This window comes from Pectobacterium atrosepticum, assembly GCF_000740965.1.
Lineage (GTDB): Bacteria > Pseudomonadota > Gammaproteobacteria > Enterobacterales > Enterobacteriaceae > Pectobacterium > Pectobacterium atrosepticum.
The window spans coordinates 4,730,472-4,755,195 of the sequence record NZ_CP009125.1 but is presented as its reverse complement, the minus strand read 5'-3'; the positions used below and the strand labels follow the sequence as shown (position 1 = coordinate 4,755,195).

Genomic DNA, 24,724 nt, shown 5'->3' with positions numbered 1-24,724 from the left:
TACCGCTCTGGAGAGTTATTGATGCAACAGTTCGCAACCTTATCTCTTGCTTCACTGCTTATGTTAGGCACTTTTACCGCCTTTGCAGCAGAAAATGGAGACGCCCCAGCGAGCGGCTGGCATATCGATGATTCCGCCACAAAGGGCGCATCAGGCCAGCAAGGTATGTTCGATGGCGTGAGGCTGACTGAGCAACAGCGCCAGCAAATGCGCGATTTGATGCACCAGAGTCGTCAGGACAAGCCAGCGTTTAACACCGAAGATGTTAAAGCCATGCATAAGCTAGTGACGGCGGAAACGTTTGATGAAGCAGCGGTGCGAGCGCAGATAACCCGAATGATGAGTGTGCAGATTGAGCGTCAGATTCAGATGACCCGAGTGCGCAACCAAATGTATAACCTGCTGACGCCAGCGCAGAAAGAGATCTTAGAGCTGAAGCATAAGCAACGCATGAAAGAGATGCAGCAACAGATATCCATGTTTAACCAGATGGTTGCGCCGTCATCAGGAACGACAAACCATACTGAGACAGATAGTCCCGAGTAGTAGTGCGAGTGTAGTAAGTCGTAACGTAGTGCAGTCCGAGTAGTAATGTGTAGTAGGTACACACCCTGTTTTTCCTTGCCATAGACACCATCCCTGTCTTTTTGCCCTCCATGATGGAGGGCTTTTTTTTGGGGTTTTTCAGGAAAACCCTTTAAAAACAATTGCATGTTAAGCGATTACAAGCAATTGCAAGCGGTTAAAATGTGGTCAAAAATGGGACATTTTCCGCTAGTGTGGACAACATGTGGACGTTTTTAAATGCCACTTTTCCCCCGTAATGGGTTGAGAGTAATAGCATTTTGCAAGTACTCCGGCGCAAGGTGCGCGTAAGTCATGGTTTGCTGAATGCTCGCATGGCCTAAAATCTGTTGCAAAGCGACCAGATTCCCGCCGTTCATCACAAAATGGCTGGCAAAAGTGTGACGCAAAATGTGTGATGCCTGGCCTTTTGGAATGTCTGGCTTTACTGCCCTGATTTGCTCACAGAACGCCGGATAATCCACTTTAAACAGCTTTCCGGTTTCACGAGTTTTGATGATCTGTGAAACCTCCTCTGATATGGGGATCGTTCGGTTCTTGCCGTTTTTCGTTTCCATGAATGTTACCCTGCTGCTTACTACCTGTTCAGCCCGTAATGTGCTGGCCTCGCCCCATCTTGCCCCTGTGCTCAGGCATAACACGGCCAGCCTGTAGGCATCGCCATCCAACACCGATAAAAGCCTGGCGATCTCTGCTTCCGTCAGAAACGTAACAGCAGGCTGTTTTTCTGGCAGGGGTGGCAATCCTTTTAACGGGTTTTCTCCCGCGTAGATTTCCAGCTTTATGAGCGCTGAAAACATACCTGAGAGCCGATACATATCACGATTGATGGTTGATGAGCTGATGCCACCTGTTAATCGCATCGTGCGAAATTCCAGTATCGAACGCTTGTTGATGCGGCAGATCTCCGGGTCGTTCATCTGTGCAATCGTTCGTTTTAAATGGCGGTGCTCAATCAGTCCGTTCTTCACATTCTGGCCGTGGTAGAGCCACCATAGCGCAACCAGTTCGCTTAACTGGCGATGCTCAACACCGTAACCGTGCTGCCACTCTTTTTTGTCCGTCCTGGACAGCGTATAGCGCTCAAAGGCTACCGCTTCCGTCTTTTTATCAAACCGCCGCCGGATACGTTTTCCGTTACGTCCGATAGGGCGAATGTCCACTTCAAATCGACCATCATCGAGCTTCTTAATTGCCATAAGAAAGCCCTCCGGCGGTCATTTCACTGTCTTGGTAACAAATAGTGAAAATGTAATGTTTATAAAGCGTTAACCAGTCTGTTTCTCTGAGTGGCCTGATTGTGTTGAGTCTGGCCCAATGTGTGCGAGGGCCGGTGCGATTTGCCCAGCTTCCGGTGCTGTTTTATCCGTCATAAGCCACAGTGTGTATTTTTGAAATCGTGGGTGTTGAGTGATTTTGCTAAGGATGGTCCATCCAGGATCGTGATATCCAGCTTCAACCTTTTTTAAGGTGCTAACAGAAATCTCAGTTATAACAGCGAATTGGCTCTGGCTTAGATGCTCCGCGCTGCGTATGGCTTTCAGCTTTTCATCAAATGTCATTGACATGGTTCTCTTTCGGAACTAAATTTACGCCATTGGTTCATATACGGAACCAAGTGGAGTGCGAAAAGCCAACCGCAAACACAAGCCTTAATAAGCAAATGTAAGCGGTTGGCGATCGAAAGAGAGTATCACGGAACGTGTGATCAATTAACGAAGCACGTAACTGAGATTGCTAATAGGGGGGAGGGATGGAAAGAAATGACAAAGCCACCGTTATTAGCAGCCCTGTCATATTTACTCAGAACGATGATGGATTAACGGGGTGTACTGCCAGCCAAAAGAGAAATAGCCTTTTCAGCAAAGGAAAGGGTTTCCCTGTGCTTGAGCTTGAGAGAAATAGACGCCCCATTTCTTGCTGGGTTGCAGAGGCTATTAAGGGCTGCACTATCAAACTCCTCAAGCATTGCCAGCCTTGCACGAGCTTCATCGATCGTAATGGCGGGGAGATCATCAATAAGTGCGGAATATCTTTTTACTTGTTGTTTGGCCGATTCGGCTTTTTGCCCATATTGCCAAGCGATACGAAAACCACTAAGAACGGCAATAATGCCGCCAAACAGCCAACTGAAATGACTAGTCGCAAATATTGCGGAACCAAGCGTGAGAGTTATCGCATTAATAGACACATCAATTCGCCGATTAAGTGTTTCAGTCATGCGCTCCAGCCAGTAGCTGTACCAGATGCGGAAGTTAATTTCATATTCAGTTGGCTGCTTGTTCATAGTAATTATTCCTCGTCGTCTTTTTCCTCTGGCGGCGCAGGCTTATGCAAGACATGAAAATCATCAGTGTCTTTATCAGGCGTTACCAGAGATCGGATATTTATTTTATTTGGGATCATATTAATTCCTTGTGTGGTTGGCTGATTGTTCGCACTTTAAGCCTACCACAAACCACGCGCCGGACGTGGCTAAAAACTCCGGCACAAATTCCATTAATTAACAATAGGGAGTCGAAATAATGGCTGATGGTGTTTATGAGGTTCGCTATCCGGTTGACGCTGTGCCGTATCAGAAATTTGCAGAGCTAATCGGCAAATCTGACGCAGCAGTGAAAGGGATGATTGATGCGGGTAAGTTGCCGCTGGTTCCGTGGGTTAATCCAGAAAACCCCAACCCGCGCCGTGCCGAAAATTGGGTATTTATACCGGAGTTCAATCGCGCAATGCGTGACGCGTATATGAACCGACCGAAAGAACAGCGTGATGCCTGGCTGCTGTGGCTGGGGCTGTAATATGGGGGAAGATAATAAAGGTCTGGTATTTTTAGGTATTGATAATGCATTAATAAAATTAAGCGAACATACCAGCATTTATCGCGGCTTTTCTATTATTCGCTGCCCAAGAACAGCAACTAATCCGATTACTCGTTATCGCATAAGTCAGGGCGATCAATCATTCGGTTTGTTTGATGCGCTAGGGCAAGCGACTTCTTATATTAACGAACTGCACGGCATGAGGGATTAAACATGATTAGCACCGCGCGTTTATTAAAAGAAAAATCACCATCCCCGCAAGAAAATAAAGGCTGGCTGGAATTACCAAACGGCCAGCGTTTCCAGCCTACTCCCGCGCAGGCTTATTTTGCGCCGTGGAGCAAAAAGCCATATATGCCAGCGCCTAAGCAAAAGCGCCGCTGGTTTGCCCGCTTGATGGGTATTGCGGCGTAACTGTCATGGCTAACACCGAAGCCGTCCGCGCAGTTCCACTGAGTATCGCGGCTAGAACTGACGGGCTGAATCACATAGCTATGCTGAGGGGAAAACACTTCAACACAAACAGTGAAAAAGACATGTGCCGCTTTATTGACGATATGCGAGATAAGATAGACGGCGATTATCATCAAAATATGCGCGTACTGTCAGCGATATTTGAATTAGCAGATATTGATAAGGAACGGCGTAACCTGAAATTTAATGAACTGATAACTGAAGAAAAAGCAAAGCTGATTAAGGCGATGAATAAACTTAAAGCAGTTGTGAGTTTATTCCCCAAACATTTAATTCTTTAACCGTAATAAATTCCGTTTTTAAAGGCGTAAACCCGCCGGGATTTCTATTACCTGAAAAAAGGAAATAACGATGAGAAATGCAGAAGTTAGAGAGATAAAAGTAGATCTCAATGAAGCACTTATCGAGCTGCTAAAAAAAGCACGTCTGGAAGAAAAAAAAGACCAGCACTGGTCGTTTGCTCAGCGTCTGGCAGCGCTAGCCATTCACGCGCAGCAAAAGGAGCTTTCAGCAGCAGAAGTGATCGAACTGCTGCACAAAGAGGCAGAACGCTTCGAGCACTCGTCGCAGGAGATAATTGTATGATCCGCCCGTTCATCAAATGGGCGGGGGGTAAAACCCGCGTCCTGCCTGATTTACTCCCGCTTCTACCGAAAGGGGATTGTCTTATAGAGCCGTTCGTTGGCGGTGCGTCTGTGTTCCTGAATACCGACTATCCCAGCTATGTGCTGGCTGATATCAACCCCGATCTGATTAATTTATATCAGTGCGCCGCTTATGATACAGAGCGGTTAATAGCCACTGCGCGTGAGCTATTTAATAGTGGCAATAATGCAGATGCGTATAACGGTAATCGGCTGAGCTTTAACTATCAAAAATCAAACCCCAGCACAGTTACAGCCGCGCTATTTTTATATCTGAATCGACATGGCTTTAACGGGCTATGTCGTTATAACAATGCAGGGGATTTCAATATCCCATTTGGCAAGTACCGTAAACCATACTTTCCTGAGCATGAAATACGGTTGTTTGCTGAAAAAGCCAACGACACTAAAACCGTTTTTTCCGTGGCAGATTTCCGCAAGACTCTGACAATCAAAGGGATAAACAAAAGTACCGTTATCTATTGCGACCCGCCCTATTTGCCAGCCAGCGACACGGCCAATTTTACGCAATATCACCATGCTTCTTTTACCCACGACCATCATCGAGATTTAGCGGCGGTGCTGTTGAGCGTAAACCTTTCACGCGGCGTGCCGGTTGTTATCTCAAATAGTGACACCCCCGCTACGCGCGAGATTTATCAGCACTATCAATTCCATGAAATCGCCGTTCAGCGCTCTATCAGTGCAAGCGGCATCACGCGTGGTGCTGCAAAAGAAGTGATCGGCGTGCTGAAAACCTGCGACGGCTGCGGAGATGAATCCGATAGCGATGTACTCCCCGGCTATTGGGAATCCGAAGAAAACCCGATTCCACTGTGAGAGGCATTCTGATGATTGATCCACGTTGTTTTTATGATGACACAATCAATGTTATTAGCGTCTCAGGCGGTAAAGATAGCCTTGCTCAATGGCTATTAGCCGTGGAGAACGGCGTTAGCCACATTCCCGCCTTTGCTGATACTGGTCACGAACATCCTCAGACCATGGAATATTTGGATTATCTGGAATCCAAACTAGGGAAAATCAGGCGTGTCCATGCCGATTTTTCTCGGCAAATCGCAGGTAAAAGAAAATTCATTGCCGAAAAGTGGCCTATCACGCTTGTTTCAGAATGTGGTTTTACTGATGAACAGGCCGCAAACATTATCGCTACTGCGTTAGATACCCTGCATCCCACCGGCATCCCATTTCTTGATCTGTGCATGTGGAAGGGTCGCTTTCCATCAACGAAACGCCGTTTTTGTTCAACTGAGTTAAAGCATGAACCTATCCGGCTACAAGTTGTTGAACCGATCATTGATGCGGGGTTTGAAGTTGTCTCTTGGCAAGGTGTTCGTGCCGAAGAATCCGCGTCGCGCGCCCTTTTGTCAGAATGGGAAAACGGTTTTGATCTTGGCCCTCGTCTGAGCATCTATCGTCCCATTCTTCACTGGAAACACGCCGATGTTTTCGCATTAGCTAGGCGGTATGGCGTCAAGCCTAATCCACTTTATGAGCAAGGCTGTAGCCGTGTCGGCTGTATGCCGTGCATCCATGCCAGAAAGTCAGAGCTTGCAGAAATCTTCCGTCGTTGGCCTGAAGAGGTTGAGCGAGTAGCGCGCTGGGAACGCCTTGTTGCGGCATGTTCTCGTCGTCAGAACTCAACATTCTTCCCCTCAACAAACGATCCCAAAAAATCAGAGCGCCGCATTGAGTGTATTAGCGTCGAGTCTCACGGTATCCACACCTACAGAGATTGGGCATTAACAACCAGGGGGGGGCGACAGTTCGATTTATTGGGCGAAGTCGTCGATCCGATGGTCTGCAACAGCGTTTACGCTGGGGTTTGTGAGTAATGTCCGAACAGTGGGCCTACCCGTGGAATGCACCACGTCCAGCGATCTCGCCGTATCAGGGGATCGCTGAATCTTTTACTTCTTCTGTCGTAAATACCCCTGAGCCGCATCCAGCCGTCGAGCAGCATCTTAAGCGGCTGGTATCACGCGCCGCTTTCTCCGATCTGGATTTCGAGCAGGCCGTCGCGCGGCTGGACTACTTCGAGCCTAATTCAACGTTACTGACAATGCGCCGCCAGTTCGCAGAAGCTGTACGGGACGAGCATCAAGCGGCATTACAAAACTGGATGGAAACGCCGGAAGGTGTTGAAGCACGCTTACTCGAACAACCGTTTTTTATCCGCGATACCTACCGGAAAAAAATAGAATGGCTGCGCGCCAACCGCGAGCCGCGACACGTCAGCGCCTTTTTCATGGGAACCGTGAAAAAAGCCCTGCTGCGTCTTGATGCTGTGCGTGCCAAGCAAGGTGTGCGTGACGGTTTTACGTCAGAGCTTGCCAGCTACTGGCGCGCACGCTGGCAGCATTTGGCAGAGTTTACGAAACATGAGGCGATTAACGCCGGTCATGCTATTGCGGCCAGCATCACGGAAATGTTTGAAACCGAATGCGGCAACACATTGCCCGCCGATATGACCAATGATGAGATCCAGGCGCTTTTCTGGCATTTGGGTTATGAAATGCTGGCGCTACGGGTAACGCCGCCGTGCTGGGGCGTGATCATTTGCGATAACGAATCAAAAAAACGTATTTGCTCCGCCATTCTGCGCATCATCAGCCCTGACTGGTGGGGGCGTAAGTTGTGGCGTTTGCGCTGCGAATGGCGAGAAAACCAGTTCCGCGCCATCGGCGTGATCCATAAAAAACGGATGCCTTACGTCAGTATTGATGCACTGAATCAGTGGCAGGAGCAGCGCCGCAAAAACCGCGAATTCTTTAAGGCGCATGAACTGGTTGATGAAGACGGTAACGTCGCATCGCTGGAAAATATGGTTTACGCAAGCGTCAGCAATCCGGTTATTCGCCGTCACGAACTCATGACGCGCATGGCGGGTGTCGAAATGGTTGCAATATCGCGCAGTGACGAGGGTGTTTTTCTTACTATCACTTGCCCATCGCGTTATCACGCCACTATTCAGAGTGGTCATCAGAATCCCAAGTGGGATACGTCATCCCCTCGGCAGGGGCAGCGCTATTTATGTAAGACATGGGCTAAAGCCATGTCGAAACTGAACCGGCGCGGCCTGCGTCCGTATGGCTTCCGCGTCGCAGAGCCGCATCACGACGCTACGCCGCACTGGCACGTATTGCTATTCATGCCGCCAGAAGACCGGAAAGAAATCACTGAAATTCTTCGTGAATATTTCATCGCTGTAGACCGCGCGGAGCTGGGCCGTAATACCGGCGCACGCTTTAAAGCGAAAAGGCTCGATCCCAAGAAAGGCAGTGCAACGGCCTATGTTGCCAAATATATCAGTAAAAACATCGACGGCTACGCACTTGACGGTGAGCGTGATAACGAAACCGGAAAGCCTCTGCGCGAAACCGCACGGTTTGCGATGGCTTGGGCGTCTCAACATAACATCCGGCAGTTTCAGCCGTTCGGCCTGCCGCCGGTCACTGTCTGGCGCGAACTACGTAAGCTGGCGAACCAGCTTACCGCAGTGCAGAAAGAGGCCGGAACCTTCAGGCGTGGTGCCGCGCAGCTTGGTGATCCTGCAATGGATGCCGTACTAGCCTCTGCGGACGCAGGCTGTTTCGCTACCTACATCGAAAAGCAAGGCGGCGTGTTAATCCCGCGTGAGCTATACACCGTGCGTATCGCGTATGAGGATGCAGACGAGCAAAACGACTACGGCGAGACGCCAGAAAAAATCTTTGGTGTTTTCTCGCCGCGCTTAGGTGAGCTATCGCGTATCTGTACCCGTCTCGTTAAGTGGAAAATCCGCAAAAAACAAGTAGCAGACGCAGGCACTAATGATAGCGCTGGGCGTGGGTTGGTCGTTACGTCGCCAACCGGCGACGCTTGGAGTTCTGTCAATAACTCTACGGGCGACGAAAAAATAAGCATTTCCGAACCCGCCGATAGAGAGATTGGCAGTGCGTCAGAGCCAGAAATTACGGACTTTGAGCACATTACCGACACGGAACGGCGTGGATTGCTCAACCGTCTTCGATCAAAGCCACCGGATCGGCGACATAAAGAACACTCGTCCACAACTCAGACCATTAAAGCGACTGAAAAACAGACTGTTAGTAAACGGTCGGACGACTGGCGCGCCAGTATTGCCGATTTCGCCTGTTCGCTGGGCTGGGATATCAGCGCCGGTGAGCTGCGGCGGTTGGAAACAGGCAACGCGATCACGCTCGCAGGTTATGCCTACGTTGCCAGCGCTGACGGCTGTCTATGTCGAACACCTACAAGTAAGCAAAAAGACGTGGAATATCAGGATAAAGCGGCGGATCTGCTGCAACGCATCGCCGTATTGCGTGAGGCTTCATAGCCATGTCCATAGAATGGCTTCTTCATTCATTTGATCTGGGTAATGATATGAATATGCCGATTTTTCAGTTAAGGCACTACATGTAGTGGATAAAGCCAATTTTGATTTATAAATGGATAAATTTATTGCTATAGAGGCATCTTTACTATACATAAACACTAAAATACATTAGTTATCCACAGAAAAGATCTATAATAGAACTAGGATAACTTACTTGTTGATAATGCTGTGGATTGTTTTTTTCGTTAAGTTTCCTGTGGTTAACGAAAATCATGTGGGAGGACAACATGTCAATTATTACAACAGACTTAATTTTCAGTTCCAAAGATCGATTGAGAAAGGCTCTGCAAGAGAACGTAGGTAGCTATACCATAAGTCAAAATGGGCATGTGCAGTTAAACCTTAATAATGATGCAGTTATAGAAGCTATAAGGCATCAGATTGAGAGTCTGCCGGATGTCGAAGCTAACGATCCCTGCATAAGAGAGCGTGAGGCTGGATGAATACTCTCGTTTTAGCTTTGGCGTTGATTAGTGGTTATCTATACGTTGTTAGCTCGGTTTCAGCTAGATACATTTTTAAGCGCTCCGAAGGTTGGAGCGCTTATTTTTATGTTGCGGCTTGGGGCGTTGTATTTACAGTTTGTGCTTGGATTTTTTGTTCTGCGTTAAGCGTCTTAGGGGCGTTTCGATGGCTTTATAATTTGCTTTTATTTAATGAATTTTTTGATAAGGATTCATTAAATAAGGTTTTCCCATTGTCCCCAGCAACTGAATTTAAGTTTACGGATTTCAAGTTTGCTTTGTTTTGTATTTCCTCAATGTTACTTGCATTCGGTTCTGGCCGAATGATGCGGTGGTATACATGCAAAAATGCAAATCGGCGGATCGAGGCATTAATAAAAGCTGTTCACAGCGATCCCTATGAAAGTATGTTAATTGAAGCAGCCGTAAGAAAATTCCCCGTTATTATTACACTTAGCACAAGAAAGTTTTATGTAGGTATAGTTTCCTGCCCCGAATTTGAGCATGGACGGGCTGAATATCTGCAATTGCTTCCTTTGCTTAGTGGCTATCGTGATAAAGATGATTTAACGATTACAGTGACGACAAATTATAGACGTCACTATATTGATAATGGAATCGGTGGCGGTTTTGATGATGGCAGGCTGTCTTTGGATGATTTCAGAGTGTTGGTACCAAAAGATACAATTGAAGGTATTTCTTTTTTTGATACAGCAACTTACGTGAAGCTTAAAGAGAAAGAGCAAAGTGATAAGGCGCAATCTGCCTAGCGAAGACAGCCTTCATATCAGAAGAGCAAAAAAGAAGTAATTAACAGGCTATGGAATCCTTTTTTTCAAAAAGCCACCGCAGTTTTTTACAATGAACAAAATCGCAAAACTCTGCACAAATTTTTCACATCAGTAAACCCTATTCCGCGCCCGCCCAGGCGCGGCTTCCTCTACCCTGAGATATTGCACAAAAAGAGGCGAGTTTAGCGCGCGGGCGTGGCGGGGGAACCCTCGCGCGCTGAGGGGGATAAGATGGGTATGCTGGTTCATATGCTGCTGCATCCTCATCACGTCGTCATTGTGTTGTCTCGATCTCAGTCAATCACGGCATCATTCGGCTGATGCGTCGCTCAGAATCGCATTCAGGTGCGTTTACGCAGACGTAAAAAAACCGGGCAACCTTGCGGCTGTCCGGCTTGATGTTTGATGGCTAGGTGAATGGTTTTGAATGACTTTCGCGGTTACATTGCACTGTCGGCCAGAGCATACGGCTTGAACCGAAGTACCTCGATCCCTAGCCAGTCGTTAAGCTCTTTCAGGCTTTCCATTATCGGCATGAGCTCGTTTATGGCGAAGACCTTAGCCGCTTTCTCCACGTCACCAAATCCCCCTGCATTGTTCGGCATAATCCCCATTAAATTAGGTGGGACACGGTGCGCGGCTAACATGTCGTCACGGGTCGCGTCCTTGATGCCGGTAAACTCATCTTTGGCTGCAATCTGGCTGAATGGCAGGATTTGAAGGCCGTCTTTCTTCCCGCCTGCCGCGTAAACAAACAGGTTTTTAAATGCCCCGCCGCCACGTGCATCTTTCAGCGACTTCTTCAGTTGTTCAACGTCAGCATTGTTGGTGATGGGATCGGTGAGATAGACGATCACCCCTGCATGGCTACCGTTGATGTAGTAATTACGCCGGAACAGCGTGGCCTCACCATTCAGCATCGCCGATTGGATCACTGCCATGTATTCCGGTGTACCGTATATTTCCTGGTGAATGCTAGGGCTTTTAACGTGAAACACGCTGCCTGGCTCAAATTCGTGATCGTTGGCGTAGTACGTCACAAACCAGTATTGATCCAGGTTCTCCCCGCGTCGGGTGTACTTGGCATGGGTATGCTTTAGTTTCAGTGGCTGGCCGATGCGGTTCTTTCTCAGTTCCAAATACGCATTACCGAATACCAACCAGTCGAGTACAAAGGCGCTGGCATCCTGCCGTGATAACAGGGGATGTGGTTCGTAGCAGGACATGATGACATTGCGCTTGAACAGTATCGGTGACTGATGATGCACGGCAACGTCAAACATACGGGCCAGACCGTAGGTACTGATCGGTGGCTCGTACCAACGGCCATTTCTGGCGCACTCCATGCAGTCCAACAAGTCGCGTCTGTCCATGATGGGTTGGGCATCGCCAAATGAGAAAGACTGTAGCGACTCAATCGGCTGCTGGATCAGTTCCCCTGTTACGGGTGTCTGTGCCGCTGGGCTGCGTTGGCTGGCTGTGTGCGAGTAATGTTTCTTGCGTGACATGGTTAGAACTCCTGAATAAATCCATCATTACCGCCCGACTCGCTGCCGATTGGTTCATTGTGTAAGGCGTGCATGGTTGCCCACGCTATGTCGCCGTGGCTGCTGCCTTTTGTCCTGTCTGATGCATACGACGTCATGCCGCCCTGCGTAACAAATTTCCGTACCGTCATGAAAGACCGCGCCAGTTCCATCATCCCCGCGTCGTACTCAAAGCGCCCCGCACGGATCAGCATTTGGGCTTTCAGTACCAGTTCGCGTTTAACGCTGGGCGAGTATTGATATTTCACGGCGGCGGGGAAAAATTTGACGACAAGTTGATGCACCGCGCTACCGTTTCCGGTGCTATCAATGCCGATAAACTGCACGTTGTATTGGTGGGTCAGCTCTTTGATGACTTCAGCCTGTTTTTCAAAGGTCATGCCGCGTAACTGCCGTACCTCAATCACGCGGAACTTACCGCCAGGAACGGCAGGCGGTGAGACAATAGACAGACCAGCGCTGTCACCCGTGCCGCTGTCGCCGCTCGGATCGTAGCCTATCCAGACAGGGCGATTACCTAACGGTCGCTGCGTGTAGGGTCGCCAGTCCGGCCATACGTCATCGTTGTAGCCATCCACGCCACAGTTAATCAGCGCGGTATAATCAAAAGCCCGCTCACCGACGCTGACAAAACGGCAGGCGTAAAGGTTTTCAAAATCGTCAGGGCTGTTTTCAGACTTAATTTCATCCAGATCAACCAGGTCAAAACCTTGCTCTAACGTGTCATGAATGGTGACGATCTGCCGCCAGATATTGTCGCCGCACAGTAGCCCTTTTTTCAGCACCTTGTGGGTAACGTCGATCTCTACCCGTTCCGCTTTAGGGCGGCTTTTGTTAAAGAAATCACCTGTCCAGAACGTATAGGCTTCATGTTCTTCACTGGATGGCGTGGAGAAGTACGTGCGGCGCAATCCTTTTTGCGTCGCCATCCCCGCCGCGACTTTACGCAGGTTAAGAAAGTTGCTAACCCAAAAGAATTCATCAAAGTACAGATTGCCGGTGTAACTCTGTGCGGTTGCCGCTGACGTACCGAGAAAGTACAGAGTTGCGCCGTTCGACAGCACAATAGCGTCCCCGCCTTTCAGCTCCACACCGATGCTTGATGCCAGCAGTTGAATAAACCGCTTGAACTGGTACGCCTGCGCGCGGCTGGCCGACAGAAAGATTTGGTTAGTGCCGGTTTCCAATGCATCTAACAGCGCCTCACGCGCAAAATACCAGCTAGCGCCTATCTGGCGGCTTTTCAGTATCGCGCGGTTACGCTGCTTGCGCTTTTTGTACCAGCGCTTTTGGTGCTCGTAGAGTGATCCCAGTACCAGGGCGCGGAGCTGTGCGATCTGTTCGTCGGTAAAATGGTTCTTCGGCGCTTTCTTCCGTGTCTCCTTTTCCTGATCCTTTCGTTCATCGCGTGAAAAACGCGCCATCTGACGCCCTAACAAGTCGATGGTTTTAAAGTCATGCGGCGTGAGGTCGTCTTTCTCGATCAATCGTAAATAGCGCACTTCCGTGCGCTCCTGCGCCCGCTGGATCGGCGTGCTGTCATCCCACTTATCGCGCCTCCGCCATGAATACAGCGTGTTGTTACTCACCCCCAGCCGCTGAGCGATTTGAGGGATGCTATAAGCCTGCCAGTAAAGGCTTTTGGCTTCGTTGCGGATATCGGAAAGTAGATTCATGCATACAGGCTATCGCGCCCGCGCGCGGCAAAATATCGGCTCCCGTTGTCGTGGTTCCGCCACAAACGGCACCGATAGCGCCTGCGGTGAAGCATGGTGATGATAGGGGTATCAGACAGTCACCCTGTTATCACCGGAGCATTAACATGCCGATTTCAAAACCGTTTCTTGCCGCTGTTGAGGGCGCGACCTGCGACGGCCGCATGCTCGAGCGCGTGCATATTTCACAAATGGCGAAAAACTTCAACAAGCAGGTGCGCGGTGCGCGCGTGAACCTTGAACACATTCGCGGTTACTCGCCAACCAGCGATTTTCGGGCGTATGGCGATGTAGAAGAAGTCAGTGAGTTTGAAATTCAGGATGGGCCGCTCAAAGGCAAACTCGCGTTACAAATCAAGATTGATGCCACTGATGACATGGTGGCATTGAACACAAAGCGCCAGAAGATTTACCCCAGTATTGAAATTCACCCCTCTTTCGCTGACACCGGCGAAGCCTATCTGATGGGGTTGGGAATGACGGACGATCCCGCCAGTCTGGGCGTTGGCATTCTGGAGTTTAACGCCAAGTGCGGCGGAAAAGGCCCGTTGGATGGGCGAAAAACCAGCCCTGAATGTTTCTTCACGGCCGCTGATACGCCGATCACGCTGGAATTTGAAGACGGTGCGCCGACCGGCGACGCTGGGCGAAACTTCTTTTCCCGCATCACGGAACTGCTAACCGGCAGTCAGCAGCGGTTCAATAAAGAAAACGGTGAGCTGAAACAAGCCGTTGAACTGATCGCACAAAGTCAGCGTGATTTGTTGGATAAAACTGAAGCATTCAGTGCGTTGCAAACGCAAAACACCGAACTAAAAGGCAACGTGTCAACGCTGACGCAATCATTAACCGAGCTGAAAGCACAGCTTGCCGGACAGGATGGCAACTTTAGCCAGCGCCCGCCTGCCTCTGGTGGCAATCAGCAATCCAACGTTGTGTTAGCAGACTGCTAATCACCCTTTAAACCGAATATCGCAGGAACCTAACATGAAGAACGAAACCCGCGTGTTGTACGACGCTTACATTAATCGCCAGGCTGATCTTAACAGCGTCCAGCCTGCGCACGTTACCCAGCAGTTCAGCATCTCACCGTCAGTACAGCAGAAACTGGAAGATAAAGTTCAGCAATCCAGCGAGTTGCTGCAAAAGATCAATATCACCGGCGTATCCGATCAGGAAGGTCAAAAACTGGGGCTGGGTATCAGCGGCCCCGTATCCAGCTCGAATACGTCAACCACGGATCGGCGTGAACCGAAATCCGTTCACACGATGGATGATGATAAATACCGCTGTGAGCAAACCAATACGGATACCTTCATCAGCTACCCGCAGTTGGATATGTGGGCCAAATTCCCCGACTTCCAGCAGCGCATTAGCAACCAGATCATCAAGCGTAAAGCGCTCGATCGCATCATGATTGGTTTTAACGGCACCTCGCGTGCGGATAAATCCAATCTGGCAACCAACCCGCTGTTGCAGGACGTGAATATCGGCTGGCTGGAAAAATATCGCCGCCATGCCGCACAGCGCGTAATGAAAAATATCAAAGTCACCAGCCGCGATGATGAAAATAAAGTCATCGCGAAAGGCGATTACGGCAACCTCGACGCCGTGGTCTATGACGCCATCAATTCACTGCTGGATGAATGGTTTAAAACATCACAAGACCTGGTGGTTATTTGCGGCCGTCAGATTCTGGTCAGTAAAGAGTTCCCGCTGATTAACGCCATCAATACCAACAACCCCAATTCGGAAGCGCTGGCTGGTCAGTTGCTGGTATCGCGTAAAGCTATCGGTAACCTGCCAACCTTCATCGCGCCGTTCTTCCCTGATGGCAGCATGTTGATTACCCCGTTTAGCAACCTGTCGATCTACTGGCAGGAAGACAAGCAACGCCGCGCCGTGCGTGATGAGCCTGAACGCAACCGTATTGCGACCTATGAGTCATCCAATGACGCCTATGTCATTGAAGACTACGGCACGGGGTGCCTGATTGAAGGCATTACGTTTGCTGAAGCGGCACCAGTTGCACCAGTAGAAGGCTAATTTCAACGACAGCGGGCCGGATAACGTTCGGCCTGCGTCAAGGGGGCATCATGCTGACACCTGCACAGCGACATTTTCAAACTGTCATGGCCCAGCGCCACGGCAAATCAAACGGCGGTGACGTTGAGCACACCGCCTACGAACAGCAACTGCATCGGCTGAGGATGGATAAATCCCGTTTAAGCCAGGTGCAATCTGCCGCGACAAAGGCCGAACTGAAGCGGGAACTGCTACCCGATTATCAGGGCTGGGTTAATGGCGTCTTGGCGGCAGATAGCGGCCAGGCTGATGAGGTGCTGACCACCATCATGATCTGGTCGATCGATGCCGGATTGACTAGCGATGCGCTGCGTATTGCTGATTATGTCCTGCGCCATCGCCTGCCGATGCCCGACCAGTACAAACGCACAGTCGCCACCACGCTGGTTGATGAGATTTGCGATCCGGCACTGGCGGTCTTCAAGGCTGATACCAGCCGTGCGCCTTTGCCCGCTGCGCTGCTGTTGCAACTGGAACAGCTTACCGCTGGCGAAGACATGCCAGATCAGGTGCGCGCCAAACTTTACAAAACGCTGGGCTACACCTTGCGTCTGGATGCTAACGAACTGAGCGCCGCGCGCGACTGGTTGCAACGGGCGGTTACCTTGTTTGATGGCATCGGTGTTAAACGCGATATCGAGTTACTGGGGCGGGCGCTCAAGAAAGCAACCGAGGCAGAAACAGAAAACACGGACGCGCCTCCGACACCGCCTGCGGATAATCCAGCCGACAACCCCGTCGCCAAAGCAGCAAGAGCGCCGCGTAAATCGACGGCGGCGAAAGCATCACGAACTACGACACCACGCGCCCGAAAAAGCGCGTCGTAACCCAACGTGCCCCCGCGCACCAGGCGGCACGGCGTAATATGGGCAATTTATTGTGTCGTGTTACGTCGTCCACCGCCTGTCTTTTGAGGTAACGCCATGAGCCTGATTGCAACAGAGCCGGTAAGGCCGGCCACGCAGGACACCATCAACGATGGGGATGCGAAAGTGACGAGCCAGGCATTTTGGCCGGTGATTGTTCTGTCAGCCCTGCGCCGTGCGATGCGTCTCGATGGTCAGGTGACAACGGATCGCCTGATGGATAAAGCCATCGAAGCGGTAGCGCATGTTAACGGCCAGTTGAGCGACTGGCGAGGCAGTCAGGAGCAACGCGGCTTTGCCTCCCTGTCTGATGTTAAGTCAGAAGGCGCTGACGAAATCGACCAGATCAATGGCGAGTCCGTGCTGGTCTGGCGCTACCGCCGTGCGGTGTATTCCATCACCAAAGCGCTGTTGATTGAGGGTTATCGCGATATCGACACCACGCGCGAGGGAGAAAAGCACGCAGAAGCGTTGAGTTCACAGATTGACACGCTGTGGCGCGACGGACGCTGGGCTATTCGCGACATCCTCGGCGTTAATCGCGGCATGGCTGAGTTGGTCTGATGGAGGTTCGTGCGCAGCAAAATGACACCGTCGATCTGCTGTGCTGGCGCTATTACGGTAGAACAGACGGTGTAACCGAAGGGGTTTATGCGGCAAATCCAGGATTGTGTGAACGTGGGCCATTGTTACCGGCTGGCTTGCTGGTCACGCTGCCAGACGTTACCGCAGCAACACAACAGGAAATCATACAGCTATGGGACTGACAACGGATCGCGTGGCGTCAGCCATCACCTACCTGCTTGCCACGCTGATCGCCACCGCAGGACGAATGACGTTGAGCGACTGGGCAACGCTAATAGGGATTGCTATCGGGCTGCTCACGTTTTGGGTGAACCGGAACCACAAAAAGAACATAGAGCGTGACCAGGTACAACGCACAGATTTAATGCGTGAGTTGGTCAGGAAAGTTGATCATGAAAACCTGCCTGAAACGCTGGACGCTTTGCGCGTGATGAATGGGCAGGACACAGGACGCAGAGGCCGTGATGTTACCTGAAGCACTGAAACAGAAAATCATTCCCGTCGTTACCGCGTGTGCATTGGTGATAGCAACTGTGTTCGTTGGCTTTTTTGAGGGAAAAGAGAACGCCGCTTACCGTGATATTGCGGGAGTCTGGACGATTTGCTACGGCCATACCGGTGATGTAAAGGCGGGTGACTACAAGACAAGCGCTGAATGCGAAGCATTGTTACAGCAGGATTTAAAGCCCGCGTTTCATGCCATCGATCGGTTGGTTACGGTTCCACTCAGTGAGTTACAGCGCGCTGCACTAGCCAGTTTTATCTACAACGTGGGGGCGGGAGCATTTGAGCGTTCGACCCTGCTTAAAAAGCTGAACCGTGGCGATCTCACCGGCGCATGTAATGAATTACGCCGCTGGAATAAAGCCGTTGGTCAGGTCTGGCAGGGGTTAACCAACCGCCGCGAGGCCGAGAGAGTGCTATGTCTGGAAAAGTTATAGCGACATTAGCCGCCGCGCTGCTGTTTATCACTGCTATCGCACTGGCTGACCACTACCGACAAGAATCACAGCGCCTTTCCGGTGAAGTGGCAACCTTAATCAACGAGCGGGACAGTACCAGTCGCATTATCAGTAATCAGCAACGTACCTTCCAGATATTCAACACGCTGTCCCGTGAGGCTGAGCATGATAAACGCCGGATACAACAAGATGCCGATACACGCAGCCAGACCATTAATCAGGCACTGGCCGGTCAAGTCTGTAGTGATGAGTTTGTGCCTGATGGCGCTGCTGTGCCGTTGCTCGACTACGCGAACCGTTTACGTGCCGATAGCGTGCGTTCCCCTGCCAGCGAACCTAACCGAACCGACAGTAATACCGCTGCCGCAGGGCGCGATAGTCAATAATCGGCTGACCTACGGCCAGTCTGTTAACTGGAATAGCCTGCTGCTGGCTGCGCTGGAGAGCGCCAACCACGACAAGGCACTAATTCGCCAGGCCGAACAACAGAGAGAGAAATAACATGCTAAAAGCGGAGCTGCTGAGAAAAGCCATTAGCGAACAGGTGCCGTGGTTACGCGAAAATCCTGATCAACTGGTCGTCTATGTTCAGAAAGGTAATGCAATCAGTACCGGTGCGCGTTCCGCCTCCTTTGAATATCGCTACACGCTGGAAGTGCTGGCAATGGACTACCCGCATTCTATCGATACGCTGATGGTGCCAATACTAATGTGGGCGCGAATCTATCAGCCGGATTTATTGCTTAACCCAGAACGGCGTAAAACGGGTATTACGTTTGAGGCCGATTTACTGAGTAATAGCACTGCCGATTTACTGATCCGCATTCAGGCCGATGAGGCGGTGATCGTCACTCGCAATGACGCTGGCGAAATCAACATTCGTCATCGTGCTGACCCGCCTTCCGACCCGATGGAAGGTATGGACGGATGGTCACTGCTGACAAATGGCGATGTGGCTAACATGGTTGTTCATGACTCGACAGCAGGTCAATGATGAGCCAGAACGATGCACTGTTTCAGGAGTTGGATGGGTATCTGCAATCTGTTGTCGAACACCTGGCCGCTAATCAACGACGTCGCTTATCACGACAGATTGCAACGGGGCTACGTAAGCGCCAGCAGCAACGGATTGCACAGCAAAAGAATCCCGATAGTTCGTCGTACGAAGGGCGTAAAAAGCAAACGCGCCGCACACAAGGCGGTGTCCGATTTATGTGGAAAGGTGAGGCGCGAGAGCTGCGTAACTGGCACAGCAGCAAAGGCCGCAGCGGTGAGCGAATGATTACCGGCTTTGATGTTGGTCGCGGCGGTTTGCGCTCGTTCCTGCGTGCTGACATCGATCGCTATCTCAGTATTAACGTAAGTAGCGTCTCCGCCGCACCGGCACGTAAAGAAAAGATGTTCCGCAAGTTGCGTACCGTCCGTTTTTTACGCATCGAAACATCACCCAATAGCGCGGCCGTTGGTTTCAGCGGTCAGGCAGGCATCATCGCGCGTATTCACCAGTTCGGCGAGGCTGACAAAATAGGACGCTCGTCCGTGCGTTACCCCATCCGTGAATTGCTGGGCCTTACGCCCCCCGATCTCGACTGGGTAGCTGATATCATTACGAACTTCATTCAGCCCGATTAGTTGTTACCGCCCCCCTACAATCCCCTTTCGTTGTGCGCCCGCGCGCGACATCTGAAACTGGCGCTATGAATTAATTACCGAGCGCCAGCCATGACCACCAATGAGTTTGACCGCCTGCTGCATAACCTGATCCGTATCGGTACGGTTATCGATGTCGATCATGCGCGTCATTTAGCCCGCGTAGAAACCGGCGGGAATACGACTGACTGGATACGCTGGGGTGTGGCACGCGCAGGTGATGCAAAAACGTGGTGGCCGCTGTCGGTTGGTGAGCAGGTTGTTATGGTCGCACCAGGCGGCGATCTGGAAATAGCGGTGATCGTGTTCAGTTTGTATTCCAATCAGCACAGTGCGCCCAGCAACACCCCAAAGGTACACACTACCGTTTATCCCGATGGAGCCAGCGAAACATATGATGCAAACACCTCAACGATGACCGTTAAAGGCGTCAAAAATGTGATCGTTGAAGCGGCTGAATCTATCACGCTGGACACTCCTAAAGTGATTTGCACCCAGCATCTCAGCACGCAAACGCTCAGCGTAGAAAAAGGCGGCACGATGCGGGGTGATATCACCCACACCGGCGGCCAAATATCATCAAACGGCGTGGTTGTAGACAGTCATACACACGGCGGCGTACAGCGCGGCGGTAGCAAAACGGACGGCCCGCAATGAGTAATGAAAAATACATCGGCATGAATGCCAGTACCGGTCGCGCTATCGCTGATGATGAGCATATCAGCCAGTCAGTACGCGATATTTTAATCACCCCTGTCGGTAGCCGAGTGATGCGTCGTAGCTACGGTTCGCAGCTTTTTTCTCTAATTGACGAACCTCAAGAACTCGCAATAAAGCTAAAGATAACGTCAGCCATCTACAGTGCATTAATGCGCTGGGAGCCACGTATCACACCGACAAAAATCACGCTGGAAACCCGTGGTGCCGGACTCGTTGCCGTCACACTTCAGGCGAAGCGTACGGATAATATGGCGGCATTTAGCGCCACGGTTTCACTACAGGGGGCGTGATGAGCGGATTGATTGATTTATCCCTATTGCCTGCGCCTGATGTCGTGGAAGCGCTGGACTATGAAACGTTGTACGCGGAGCGTAAAGCGATGTTTATCGCCCTGTTTCCGTTAGAAAAACGGGATGCCATCACGCGCACGTTGGCGCTGGAATCCGACCCGATAACCAAGTTGCTGCAACTGTCCGTCTATCATGAGTTGTTATTGCGACAGCGGGTTAACGAAGCGGCCAGCGCCAACATGCTAGCCTACGCTGCCGAAAGCGACCTTGAACAGCTTGCTGCTAACTTCAATGTGCAGCGTTTGGTTATCACAGCAACAGATACTGAAGCGATCCCCCTCATTGACGCGGTCATGGAGTCTGACGCCGATCTGCGTACACGCGCGCAGCAAGCATTTGAGGGGTTGAGCGTTGCGGGGCCGACTGCGGCCTATGAATTTCATGCGCGTAGCGCCGATGGTCGAGTCGCTGACGCCAGCGCCGTAAGTCCCAGCCCTGCCACCGTCACTGTCACCGTGCTGTCACGTGACGGTAATGGCAGTGCCAGCAATGCGCTGTTGCAGGTCGTTAATGCCGCACTAAACGCCGAGAACGTGCGGCCGGTTGCCGATCGGGTAACCGTTCAATCCGCTGTCATCATCCCCTATGACATTACCGCCACGCTGTATTTCTACCCAGGGCCGGAAGCCGAGCCGATTCGCATCACAGCAGAAGCGCGCCTACAGGCCTATATCACCGCGCAGCATCGGTTAGGCCGAGATATTCGCCGCTCTGCGATATTCGCTGCGCTTCATGTCGAAGGAGTGCAGCGCGTTGATTTGGGAAGCCCTGCCGAAGATATCGTGCTGGATAAAAGCCAGGCCTCCTACTGCGCTAACTGGACACTGAATAGCGGGGGCTCGGATGAATAACAGTCTGTTACCTGTCGGTTCATCCGAGTTGGAGATTGCCGCAGCAAAAGCCTGTGCGGAATTATCCCGCACGCCAATCCCGCTGCGCCAGTTATGTAACCCTGATTCGTGTCCGGCAAACCTGCTGCCCTACCTCGCATGGGCATTCTCTGTTGACCGCTGGGATGAAAAATGGCCTGAAATCATCAAGCGTCAGGCGATAAAAGATGCCTACTTCATCCATCGACACAAAGGCACCATCGGCGCACTGCGTCGCGTTGTGGAGCCGTTCGGCTATCTGATCAGAATTATCGAATGGTGGCAGTACGGTGGCGAGCCAGGCACGTTTCGGCTTGATATCGGCGTGCAAGACAGTGGTATTACCGAAGAAGTTTTCAACGAGCTTGAGCGGCTGATTGCTGACGCTAAGCCTGCATCACGTCACCTGCTGGGGCTGAATATCAACCTGGACACGCAAGGCGCAGCGTACGTCGCGGCAACTAGCTACAGCGGCGACACGCTGACCGTTTACCCCTATTTCCCTGAGACTATCACTGTGTCTGGTCTGGAAGTGACAGTCGCGGCATTACATTTAATCGATAACGTGAGCGTAAACGCATGAGTGCAAAATATCTTGTCCTGTTAACGAACATTGGCGCGGCAAAGCTGGCTAATGCTACGGCGTTAGGGAGTCGCCTGAATATCACACAAATGGCCGTTGGTGATGGTGGCGGCATCTTGCCGACACCGAGCCCAGCACAACTCACGTTAATTAATGAAAAACGCCGCGCAGCAATCAATACCTTGAGCACTGACCCACAAAACCCCAGCCAGATCATTGCCGAGCAGGTCATTCCTGAAAATGAAGGCGGGTGGTGGATACGTGAAATCGGTCTTTTTGATGACGACGGCAATCTGATTGCTATCGCCAACTGTCCTGAGACGTACAAACCCCAATTGCAGGAGGGCAGCGGACGCATACAGACCGTGCGTATGATCCTGATTGTCAGCAGCACTGATGCCGTGACGCTGAAAATCGACCCATCTGTCGTGCTGGCAACGCGTAGCTATGTTGATAACGCTATCGACACCCATGAGAGAGGCCGAAAACACCCAGACGCCACGCTAAACGCAAAAGGTTTTGTACAACTAAGTAACGCAACGAACAGCGACAGTGAAGCTCTGGCCGCAACCCCCCGGGCAGTGAAAGCCGCCGTTACTACTGCGAATAATGCCGCTACCGCAGCAGATAACGCCAACACGAACGCCAATGGCCGTGTGCCGTCAGGAAGAACGGTAAACGGCAAAGCGCTGACCGCCGATATTGCATTAAATGCCGTAGATATAGGAGCTTACACAAAAGCTGAAACCGATAATCAGGTAGGCACAGCACTCACCGCAGCGAACAACGCCAACACAAACGCCAATGGACGTGTGCCGTCAGGGCGAACAGTAAACGGCAAAGCGCTGACCGCCGATATTGCATTAAATGCCGTGGATATAGGGGCTTACACAAAAGCTGAAACCGATACTCAGGTAGGCAAAGTACTCACCGCAGCGAACAACGCCAACACAAACGCCAATAGCCGTGTGCCGTCAGGGCGAACAGTAAACGGCAAAGCGCTGACTGCTGATATTGCGTTAAGTGCCGCAGAAGTTGGAGCTTTAGCAAAAGACCAGAACGGCGCAGACATTCCGAATAAGCCATTATTTTTATCCAATATTAATGCAGTGAGTACGGACACGTTCCAGGTCATTACGGGGAAAAAATTACTATCGGCTGATGACGATGCGCTGACAATAAAGCCAAAAGCGCAAGGACAACGTGCATATATACAATTCAACAATGCTGCGAGTGATACAGCGATAGCGTTCGTTGGTCTGCGCTACGGTGCAGATGAGCAAGGGCTGACGCTCGAACATCGGTCAGGCGCGTCAATTAGAATTGCCGACGGCGCAATCAACTTTTATGGATTGCCGCATGGTGCAACGGCACCAACTGGCACAAACACAACGCAGCTCGCATCAACGGAGTTTGTGCAAAACGAATTGGCGGCGACAGCTGGAATGCCTCGGCCGTGGCCGCGCGCCACTGCACCAACCGGCTGGCTAAAATGTAACGGTCAATCGTTTGATATATCCGCATTTCCGCGTCTGGCCGCAGCATATCCAGCAGGTGTTTTACCAGACTTGCGCGGTGAATTTATGCGGGGTTGGGATGACGGGCGCGGCGTCGATTCTGGTCGTGCTCTGCTTAGCGCTCAAAGTGACGCGATCAGGAACATAGTCGGCGAAATCTGGACTAGCGCAGCAAGCCAGCAATTTCTTGGTGAGACATTGTCGTCGAGTGGTGTATTTGAACTGCTATACGAATTCGCAGTCGGCGCGATTCCTGATGCTGCTGGTAACTCATGCCCGACTCGCATGAAATTTGACGCAGGACGCACAGTACCGACAGCAAATGAAAACCGCCCGCGTAACATCGCATTTAACTACATCGTGAGAGCAGCATAATGAGCAACTATTCAACACAAATCAAAAACGCAGAACTGAATGAGCGCGGGTTAGCAATCAACACGGGCTGGATTACGGTTTATCACGTTAATCCTGCTACACGCGAATATCAGAGTGCAAGTTATGAGTATGTCATGCAGGGCGTTGGCCTGCCTGCTGACAGCTACGCAGACGAGCCAGCGTTACCGCCCGTTGGTCAAGCCCTGCGCCGTTCCGTTGACGGGAAGACATGGGAAGTCGTACAAGACTATCGCGGCCAGACGGTCTACAGCACCGAAACCCGACAGGCGCAGACCGTGGCGCAGTTCGGCGATCTGCCGGAAGGTGTCACGCTGCTGAAACCTGTTACCGAATTCGACATGTGGAACGGTAAAAAGTGGGTGATCGACAAAGCCGCGAAAGCCGCAGCCGCGCTCAAGACGGCACAGCAGGAACTGGCAGCACGCAAAGCCGCTGCCACGGCACGCATCAACGAACTAACGTATGCGGTCAATCTGGACATTGCGACAGATGACGAGAAAGCGGCACTGGCAGAGTGGCAAAAATACGCCGTATTGCTAAGTCGGGTTGATGTAAGCGCAACGGCTATTGAATGGCCGATGGTACCGGATGAAGAATTGATCGTTACAGCCGATCAATAACGAAAAATTGATCTGTATAAACGTTTATAAAATAGTCAACCACGATGTCATTATGTGTATGG

The 24,724-nt window shown here is 51.1% G+C and carries 33 protein-coding genes; 28 read left to right on the top strand and 5 right to left on the bottom strand.

The annotated features are described in order from the left end of the window. The first annotated feature begins 21 nt into the window (after window positions 1-21). Window positions 22-546, top strand: coding sequence for a cell-envelope stress modulator CpxP (gene cpxP / locus GZ59_RS21170; RefSeq protein WP_011095774.1), 525 nt, complete (start codon window positions 22-24; stop codon window positions 544-546). 254 nt (window positions 547-800) lie between these two features. Here the strand turns inward: cpxP and GZ59_RS21165 are convergent, their stop codons facing one another. The 3 genes from GZ59_RS21165 to GZ59_RS21155 all read right to left on the bottom strand — a co-directional run bounded on the left by GZ59_RS21165 (window position 801) and on the right by GZ59_RS21155 (window position 2,872). Further along, window positions 801-1,784 carry a phage integrase gene (locus tag GZ59_RS21165; protein ID WP_039294289.1) on the bottom strand — a complete coding sequence of 328 codons (984 nt, stop codon included), beginning with the start codon at window positions 1,782-1,784 and terminating at the stop codon, window positions 801-803. Window positions 1,785-1,853: 69 nt separating this feature from the next. Then, window positions 1,854-2,147, bottom strand: coding sequence for a helix-turn-helix domain-containing protein (locus GZ59_RS21160; protein ID WP_039294288.1), 294 nt, complete (start codon window positions 2,145-2,147; stop codon window positions 1,854-1,856). Between the two features lie 257 nt (window positions 2,148-2,404). Then, window positions 2,405-2,872, bottom strand: coding sequence for a hypothetical protein (locus GZ59_RS21155; protein ID WP_039294287.1), 468 nt, complete (start codon window positions 2,870-2,872; stop codon window positions 2,405-2,407). Window positions 2,873-3,110: 238 nt separating this feature from the next. On the opposite strand from GZ59_RS21155, the gene GZ59_RS21150 reads away from it, so the two are divergent. The 10 genes from GZ59_RS21150 to GZ59_RS21105 all read left to right on the top strand — a co-directional run bounded on the left by GZ59_RS21150 (window position 3,111) and on the right by GZ59_RS21105 (window position 10,176). Beyond that, window positions 3,111-3,383: a Cox family DNA-binding protein gene (locus GZ59_RS21150; protein ID WP_039294286.1), complete on the top strand. Its 273-nt coding sequence runs from the start codon at window positions 3,111-3,113 to the stop codon at window positions 3,381-3,383. Window position 3,384: 1 nt separating this feature from the next. Then, window positions 3,385-3,615: a hypothetical protein gene (locus GZ59_RS21145; RefSeq protein WP_051918073.1), complete on the top strand. Its 231-nt coding sequence runs from the start codon at window positions 3,385-3,387 to the stop codon at window positions 3,613-3,615. A gap of 2 nt (window positions 3,616-3,617) precedes the next feature. After that, window positions 3,618-3,818 (top strand): phage filamentation protein Fil family protein, encoded by a 201-nt coding sequence (locus tag GZ59_RS21140; RefSeq protein WP_039294285.1) that lies wholly within the window; start codon window positions 3,618-3,620, stop codon window positions 3,816-3,818. A gap of 5 nt (window positions 3,819-3,823) precedes the next feature. Beyond that, window positions 3,824-4,159, top strand: coding sequence for a DUF5347 domain-containing protein (locus tag GZ59_RS21135; RefSeq protein ID WP_039294284.1), 336 nt, complete (start codon window positions 3,824-3,826; stop codon window positions 4,157-4,159). Between the two features lie 70 nt (window positions 4,160-4,229). Further along, window positions 4,230-4,463: a DUF2732 family protein gene (locus GZ59_RS21130; protein ID WP_039294278.1), complete on the top strand. Its 234-nt coding sequence runs from the start codon at window positions 4,230-4,232 to the stop codon at window positions 4,461-4,463. Beyond that, window positions 4,460-5,362 carry a Dam family site-specific DNA-(adenine-N6)-methyltransferase gene (locus GZ59_RS21125; protein ID WP_080718617.1) on the top strand — a complete coding sequence of 301 codons (903 nt, stop codon included), beginning with the start codon at window positions 4,460-4,462 and terminating at the stop codon, window positions 5,360-5,362. The genes GZ59_RS21130 and GZ59_RS21125 overlap by 4 nt, the downstream gene beginning before the upstream one ends. A gap of 11 nt (window positions 5,363-5,373) precedes the next feature. After that, window positions 5,374-6,378 (top strand): phosphoadenosine phosphosulfate reductase domain-containing protein, encoded by a 1,005-nt coding sequence (locus GZ59_RS21120; protein ID WP_039294277.1) that lies wholly within the window; start codon window positions 5,374-5,376, stop codon window positions 6,376-6,378. Further along, complete coding sequence (locus tag GZ59_RS21115) at window positions 6,378-8,882, top strand: replication endonuclease (protein ID WP_039294276.1); 2,505 nt, start codon at window positions 6,378-6,380, stop codon at window positions 8,880-8,882. The genes GZ59_RS21120 and GZ59_RS21115 overlap by 1 nt, the downstream gene beginning before the upstream one ends. A gap of 287 nt (window positions 8,883-9,169) precedes the next feature. Next, a complete protein-coding gene (locus tag GZ59_RS21110; RefSeq protein WP_144243130.1) occupies window positions 9,170-9,385 on the top strand; it encodes a hypothetical protein in 216 nt (71 codons plus the stop codon). After that, window positions 9,382-10,176: a hypothetical protein gene (locus GZ59_RS21105; RefSeq protein WP_039294267.1), complete on the top strand. Its 795-nt coding sequence runs from the start codon at window positions 9,382-9,384 to the stop codon at window positions 10,174-10,176. The genes GZ59_RS21110 and GZ59_RS21105 overlap by 4 nt, the downstream gene beginning before the upstream one ends. Before the next feature lie 461 nt (window positions 10,177-10,637). Here the strand turns inward: GZ59_RS21105 and GZ59_RS21100 are convergent, their stop codons facing one another. Further along, entirely contained in the window at window positions 10,638-11,705 is a 1,068-nt protein-coding gene (locus tag GZ59_RS21100) for a phage portal protein (RefSeq protein WP_039294264.1), read from the bottom strand. A 2-nt stretch (window positions 11,706-11,707) separates the two neighbouring features. Then, window positions 11,708-13,420 carry a terminase large subunit domain-containing protein gene (locus tag GZ59_RS21095; RefSeq protein ID WP_039294262.1) on the bottom strand — a complete coding sequence of 571 codons (1,713 nt, stop codon included), beginning with the start codon at window positions 13,418-13,420 and terminating at the stop codon, window positions 11,708-11,710. A 146-nt stretch (window positions 13,421-13,566) separates the two neighbouring features. On the opposite strand from GZ59_RS21095, the gene GZ59_RS21090 reads away from it, so the two are divergent. The 17 genes from GZ59_RS21090 (at window position 13,567) to GZ59_RS21015 (ending at window position 24,662) form a co-directional block, all read left to right on the top strand. After that, on the top strand, window positions 13,567-14,412 hold the full coding sequence (locus GZ59_RS21090) for a GPO family capsid scaffolding protein (RefSeq protein ID WP_039294259.1): 846 nt from the start codon (window positions 13,567-13,569) through the stop codon (window positions 14,410-14,412). Window positions 14,413-14,446: 34 nt separating this feature from the next. Then, on the top strand, window positions 14,447-15,505 hold the full coding sequence (locus tag GZ59_RS21085; protein WP_039294256.1) for a phage major capsid protein, P2 family: 1,059 nt from the start codon (window positions 14,447-14,449) through the stop codon (window positions 15,503-15,505). A 50-nt stretch (window positions 15,506-15,555) separates the two neighbouring features. Continuing rightward, window positions 15,556-16,371, top strand: coding sequence for a phage terminase small subunit (gene gpM, locus GZ59_RS21080; protein WP_039294252.1), 816 nt, complete (start codon window positions 15,556-15,558; stop codon window positions 16,369-16,371). 96 nt (window positions 16,372-16,467) lie between these two features. After that, a complete protein-coding gene (locus tag GZ59_RS21075) occupies window positions 16,468-16,974 on the top strand; it encodes a head completion/stabilization protein (protein WP_039294249.1) in 507 nt (168 codons plus the stop codon). After that, window positions 16,974-17,177: a tail protein X gene (locus GZ59_RS21070; RefSeq protein ID WP_015840847.1), complete on the top strand. Its 204-nt coding sequence runs from the start codon at window positions 16,974-16,976 to the stop codon at window positions 17,175-17,177. Before GZ59_RS21075 ends, GZ59_RS21070 begins: the two co-directional genes overlap by 1 nt. Then, complete coding sequence (locus GZ59_RS21065) at window positions 17,168-17,470, top strand: HP1 family phage holin (protein ID WP_039294245.1); 303 nt, start codon at window positions 17,168-17,170, stop codon at window positions 17,468-17,470. Before GZ59_RS21070 ends, GZ59_RS21065 begins: the two co-directional genes overlap by 10 nt. Continuing rightward, complete coding sequence (locus GZ59_RS21060; protein WP_039294241.1) at window positions 17,460-17,936, top strand: lysozyme; 477 nt, start codon at window positions 17,460-17,462, stop codon at window positions 17,934-17,936. The genes GZ59_RS21065 and GZ59_RS21060 overlap by 11 nt, the downstream gene beginning before the upstream one ends. Next, a complete protein-coding gene (locus GZ59_RS23695; RefSeq protein WP_039294238.1) occupies window positions 17,918-18,343 on the top strand; it encodes a hypothetical protein in 426 nt (141 codons plus the stop codon). Before GZ59_RS21060 ends, GZ59_RS23695 begins: the two co-directional genes overlap by 19 nt. Continuing rightward, window positions 18,261-18,458, top strand: a complete 198-nt coding sequence (lysC, locus tag GZ59_RS24110) for an Rz1-like lysis system protein LysC (RefSeq protein WP_420806815.1) — start codon at window positions 18,261-18,263, stop codon at window positions 18,456-18,458. The genes GZ59_RS23695 and lysC overlap by 83 nt, the downstream gene beginning before the upstream one ends. Window position 18,459: 1 nt before the next feature. Continuing rightward, the gene (locus tag GZ59_RS21050) at window positions 18,460-18,951 is read left to right on the top strand and encodes a phage tail protein (protein ID WP_039294236.1); all 492 of its coding nucleotides are present in this window, start codon (window positions 18,460-18,462) and stop codon (window positions 18,949-18,951) included. After that, a complete protein-coding gene (locus GZ59_RS21045; RefSeq protein ID WP_051918072.1) occupies window positions 18,951-19,589 on the top strand; it encodes a phage virion morphogenesis protein in 639 nt (212 codons plus the stop codon). The genes GZ59_RS21050 and GZ59_RS21045 overlap by 1 nt, the downstream gene beginning before the upstream one ends. 90 nt (window positions 19,590-19,679) lie before the next feature. Beyond that, window positions 19,680-20,264 carry a phage baseplate assembly protein V gene (locus GZ59_RS21040; protein WP_039294233.1) on the top strand — a complete coding sequence of 195 codons (585 nt, stop codon included), beginning with the start codon at window positions 19,680-19,682 and terminating at the stop codon, window positions 20,262-20,264. Further along, window positions 20,261-20,617 carry a GPW/gp25 family protein gene (locus GZ59_RS21035; protein ID WP_039294230.1) on the top strand — a complete coding sequence of 119 codons (357 nt, stop codon included), beginning with the start codon at window positions 20,261-20,263 and terminating at the stop codon, window positions 20,615-20,617. Before GZ59_RS21040 ends, GZ59_RS21035 begins: the two co-directional genes overlap by 4 nt. Further along, window positions 20,617-21,528 (top strand): baseplate assembly protein, encoded by a 912-nt coding sequence (locus GZ59_RS21030; RefSeq protein WP_039294227.1) that lies wholly within the window; start codon window positions 20,617-20,619, stop codon window positions 21,526-21,528. Before GZ59_RS21035 ends, GZ59_RS21030 begins: the two co-directional genes overlap by 1 nt. Beyond that, a complete protein-coding gene (locus GZ59_RS21025; protein ID WP_039294224.1) occupies window positions 21,521-22,129 on the top strand; it encodes a phage tail protein I in 609 nt (202 codons plus the stop codon). Before GZ59_RS21030 ends, GZ59_RS21025 begins: the two co-directional genes overlap by 8 nt. After that, a complete protein-coding gene (locus GZ59_RS23355) occupies window positions 22,126-24,021 on the top strand; it encodes a phage tail-collar fiber domain-containing protein (RefSeq protein ID WP_039294222.1) in 1,896 nt (631 codons plus the stop codon). The genes GZ59_RS21025 and GZ59_RS23355 overlap by 4 nt, the downstream gene beginning before the upstream one ends. Then, entirely contained in the window at window positions 24,021-24,662 is a 642-nt protein-coding gene (locus GZ59_RS21015; RefSeq protein ID WP_039294219.1) for a tail fiber assembly protein, read from the top strand. The genes GZ59_RS23355 and GZ59_RS21015 overlap by 1 nt, the downstream gene beginning before the upstream one ends. The last annotated feature ends 62 nt before the right edge of the window (window positions 24,663-24,724 follow it).

Coding starts and splice junctions, on each gene's coding strand:
- GZ59_RS21065 (WP_039294245.1), top strand. CDS start 17,168: ATGGGACTGACAACGGATCGCGTGGCGTCAGCCATCACCTACCTGCTT.
- GZ59_RS21075 (WP_039294249.1), top strand. CDS start 16,468: ATGAGCCTGATTGCAACAGAGCCGGTAAGGCCGGCCACGCAGGACACC.
- GZ59_RS21095 (WP_039294262.1), bottom strand. CDS start 13,420: ATGAATCTACTTTCCGATATCCGCAACGAAGCCAAAAGCCTTTACTGG.
- GZ59_RS21090 (WP_039294259.1), top strand. CDS start 13,567: ATGCCGATTTCAAAACCGTTTCTTGCCGCTGTTGAGGGCGCGACCTGC.
- GZ59_RS21115 (WP_039294276.1), top strand. CDS start 6,378: ATGTCCGAACAGTGGGCCTACCCGTGGAATGCACCACGTCCAGCGATC.
- GZ59_RS21045 (WP_051918072.1), top strand. CDS start 18,951: ATGAGCCAGAACGATGCACTGTTTCAGGAGTTGGATGGGTATCTGCAA.
- GZ59_RS21100 (WP_039294264.1), bottom strand. CDS start 11,705: ATGTCACGCAAGAAACATTACTCGCACACAGCCAGCCAACGCAGCCCA.
- GZ59_RS21155 (WP_039294287.1), bottom strand. CDS start 2,872: ATGAACAAGCAGCCAACTGAATATGAAATTAACTTCCGCATCTGGTAC.
- GZ59_RS23355 (WP_039294222.1), top strand. CDS start 22,126: ATGAGTGCAAAATATCTTGTCCTGTTAACGAACATTGGCGCGGCAAAG.
- GZ59_RS21105 (WP_039294267.1), top strand. CDS start 9,382: ATGAATACTCTCGTTTTAGCTTTGGCGTTGATTAGTGGTTATCTATAC.
- GZ59_RS21040 (WP_039294233.1), top strand. CDS start 19,680: ATGACCACCAATGAGTTTGACCGCCTGCTGCATAACCTGATCCGTATC.
- GZ59_RS21060 (WP_039294241.1), top strand. CDS start 17,460: ATGTTACCTGAAGCACTGAAACAGAAAATCATTCCCGTCGTTACCGCG.
- GZ59_RS21070 (WP_015840847.1), top strand. CDS start 16,974: ATGGAGGTTCGTGCGCAGCAAAATGACACCGTCGATCTGCTGTGCTGG.
- gpM (WP_039294252.1), top strand. CDS start 15,556: ATGCTGACACCTGCACAGCGACATTTTCAAACTGTCATGGCCCAGCGC.
- GZ59_RS21150 (WP_039294286.1), top strand. CDS start 3,111: ATGGCTGATGGTGTTTATGAGGTTCGCTATCCGGTTGACGCTGTGCCG.
- GZ59_RS21120 (WP_039294277.1), top strand. CDS start 5,374: ATGATTGATCCACGTTGTTTTTATGATGACACAATCAATGTTATTAGC.
- GZ59_RS21165 (WP_039294289.1), bottom strand. CDS start 1,784: ATGGCAATTAAGAAGCTCGATGATGGTCGATTTGAAGTGGACATTCGC.
- GZ59_RS21030 (WP_039294227.1), top strand. CDS start 20,617: ATGAGCGGATTGATTGATTTATCCCTATTGCCTGCGCCTGATGTCGTG.
- GZ59_RS23695 (WP_039294238.1), top strand. CDS start 17,918: ATGTCTGGAAAAGTTATAGCGACATTAGCCGCCGCGCTGCTGTTTATC.
- GZ59_RS21130 (WP_039294278.1), top strand. CDS start 4,230: ATGAGAAATGCAGAAGTTAGAGAGATAAAAGTAGATCTCAATGAAGCA.
- GZ59_RS21125 (WP_080718617.1), top strand. CDS start 4,460: ATGATCCGCCCGTTCATCAAATGGGCGGGGGGTAAAACCCGCGTCCTG.
- GZ59_RS21050 (WP_039294236.1), top strand. CDS start 18,460: ATGCTAAAAGCGGAGCTGCTGAGAAAAGCCATTAGCGAACAGGTGCCG.
- GZ59_RS21035 (WP_039294230.1), top strand. CDS start 20,261: ATGAGTAATGAAAAATACATCGGCATGAATGCCAGTACCGGTCGCGCT.
- GZ59_RS21110 (WP_144243130.1), top strand. CDS start 9,170: ATGTCAATTATTACAACAGACTTAATTTTCAGTTCCAAAGATCGATTG.
- GZ59_RS21135 (WP_039294284.1), top strand. CDS start 3,824: ATGGCTAACACCGAAGCCGTCCGCGCAGTTCCACTGAGTATCGCGGCT.
- GZ59_RS21140 (WP_039294285.1), top strand. CDS start 3,618: ATGATTAGCACCGCGCGTTTATTAAAAGAAAAATCACCATCCCCGCAA.
- GZ59_RS21025 (WP_039294224.1), top strand. CDS start 21,521: ATGAATAACAGTCTGTTACCTGTCGGTTCATCCGAGTTGGAGATTGCC.
- GZ59_RS21160 (WP_039294288.1), bottom strand. CDS start 2,147: ATGACATTTGATGAAAAGCTGAAAGCCATACGCAGCGCGGAGCATCTA.
- GZ59_RS21015 (WP_039294219.1), top strand. CDS start 24,021: ATGAGCAACTATTCAACACAAATCAAAAACGCAGAACTGAATGAGCGC.
- GZ59_RS21085 (WP_039294256.1), top strand. CDS start 14,447: ATGAAGAACGAAACCCGCGTGTTGTACGACGCTTACATTAATCGCCAG.
- GZ59_RS21145 (WP_051918073.1), top strand. CDS start 3,385: ATGGGGGAAGATAATAAAGGTCTGGTATTTTTAGGTATTGATAATGCA.
- cpxP (WP_011095774.1), top strand. CDS start 22: ATGCAACAGTTCGCAACCTTATCTCTTGCTTCACTGCTTATGTTAGGC.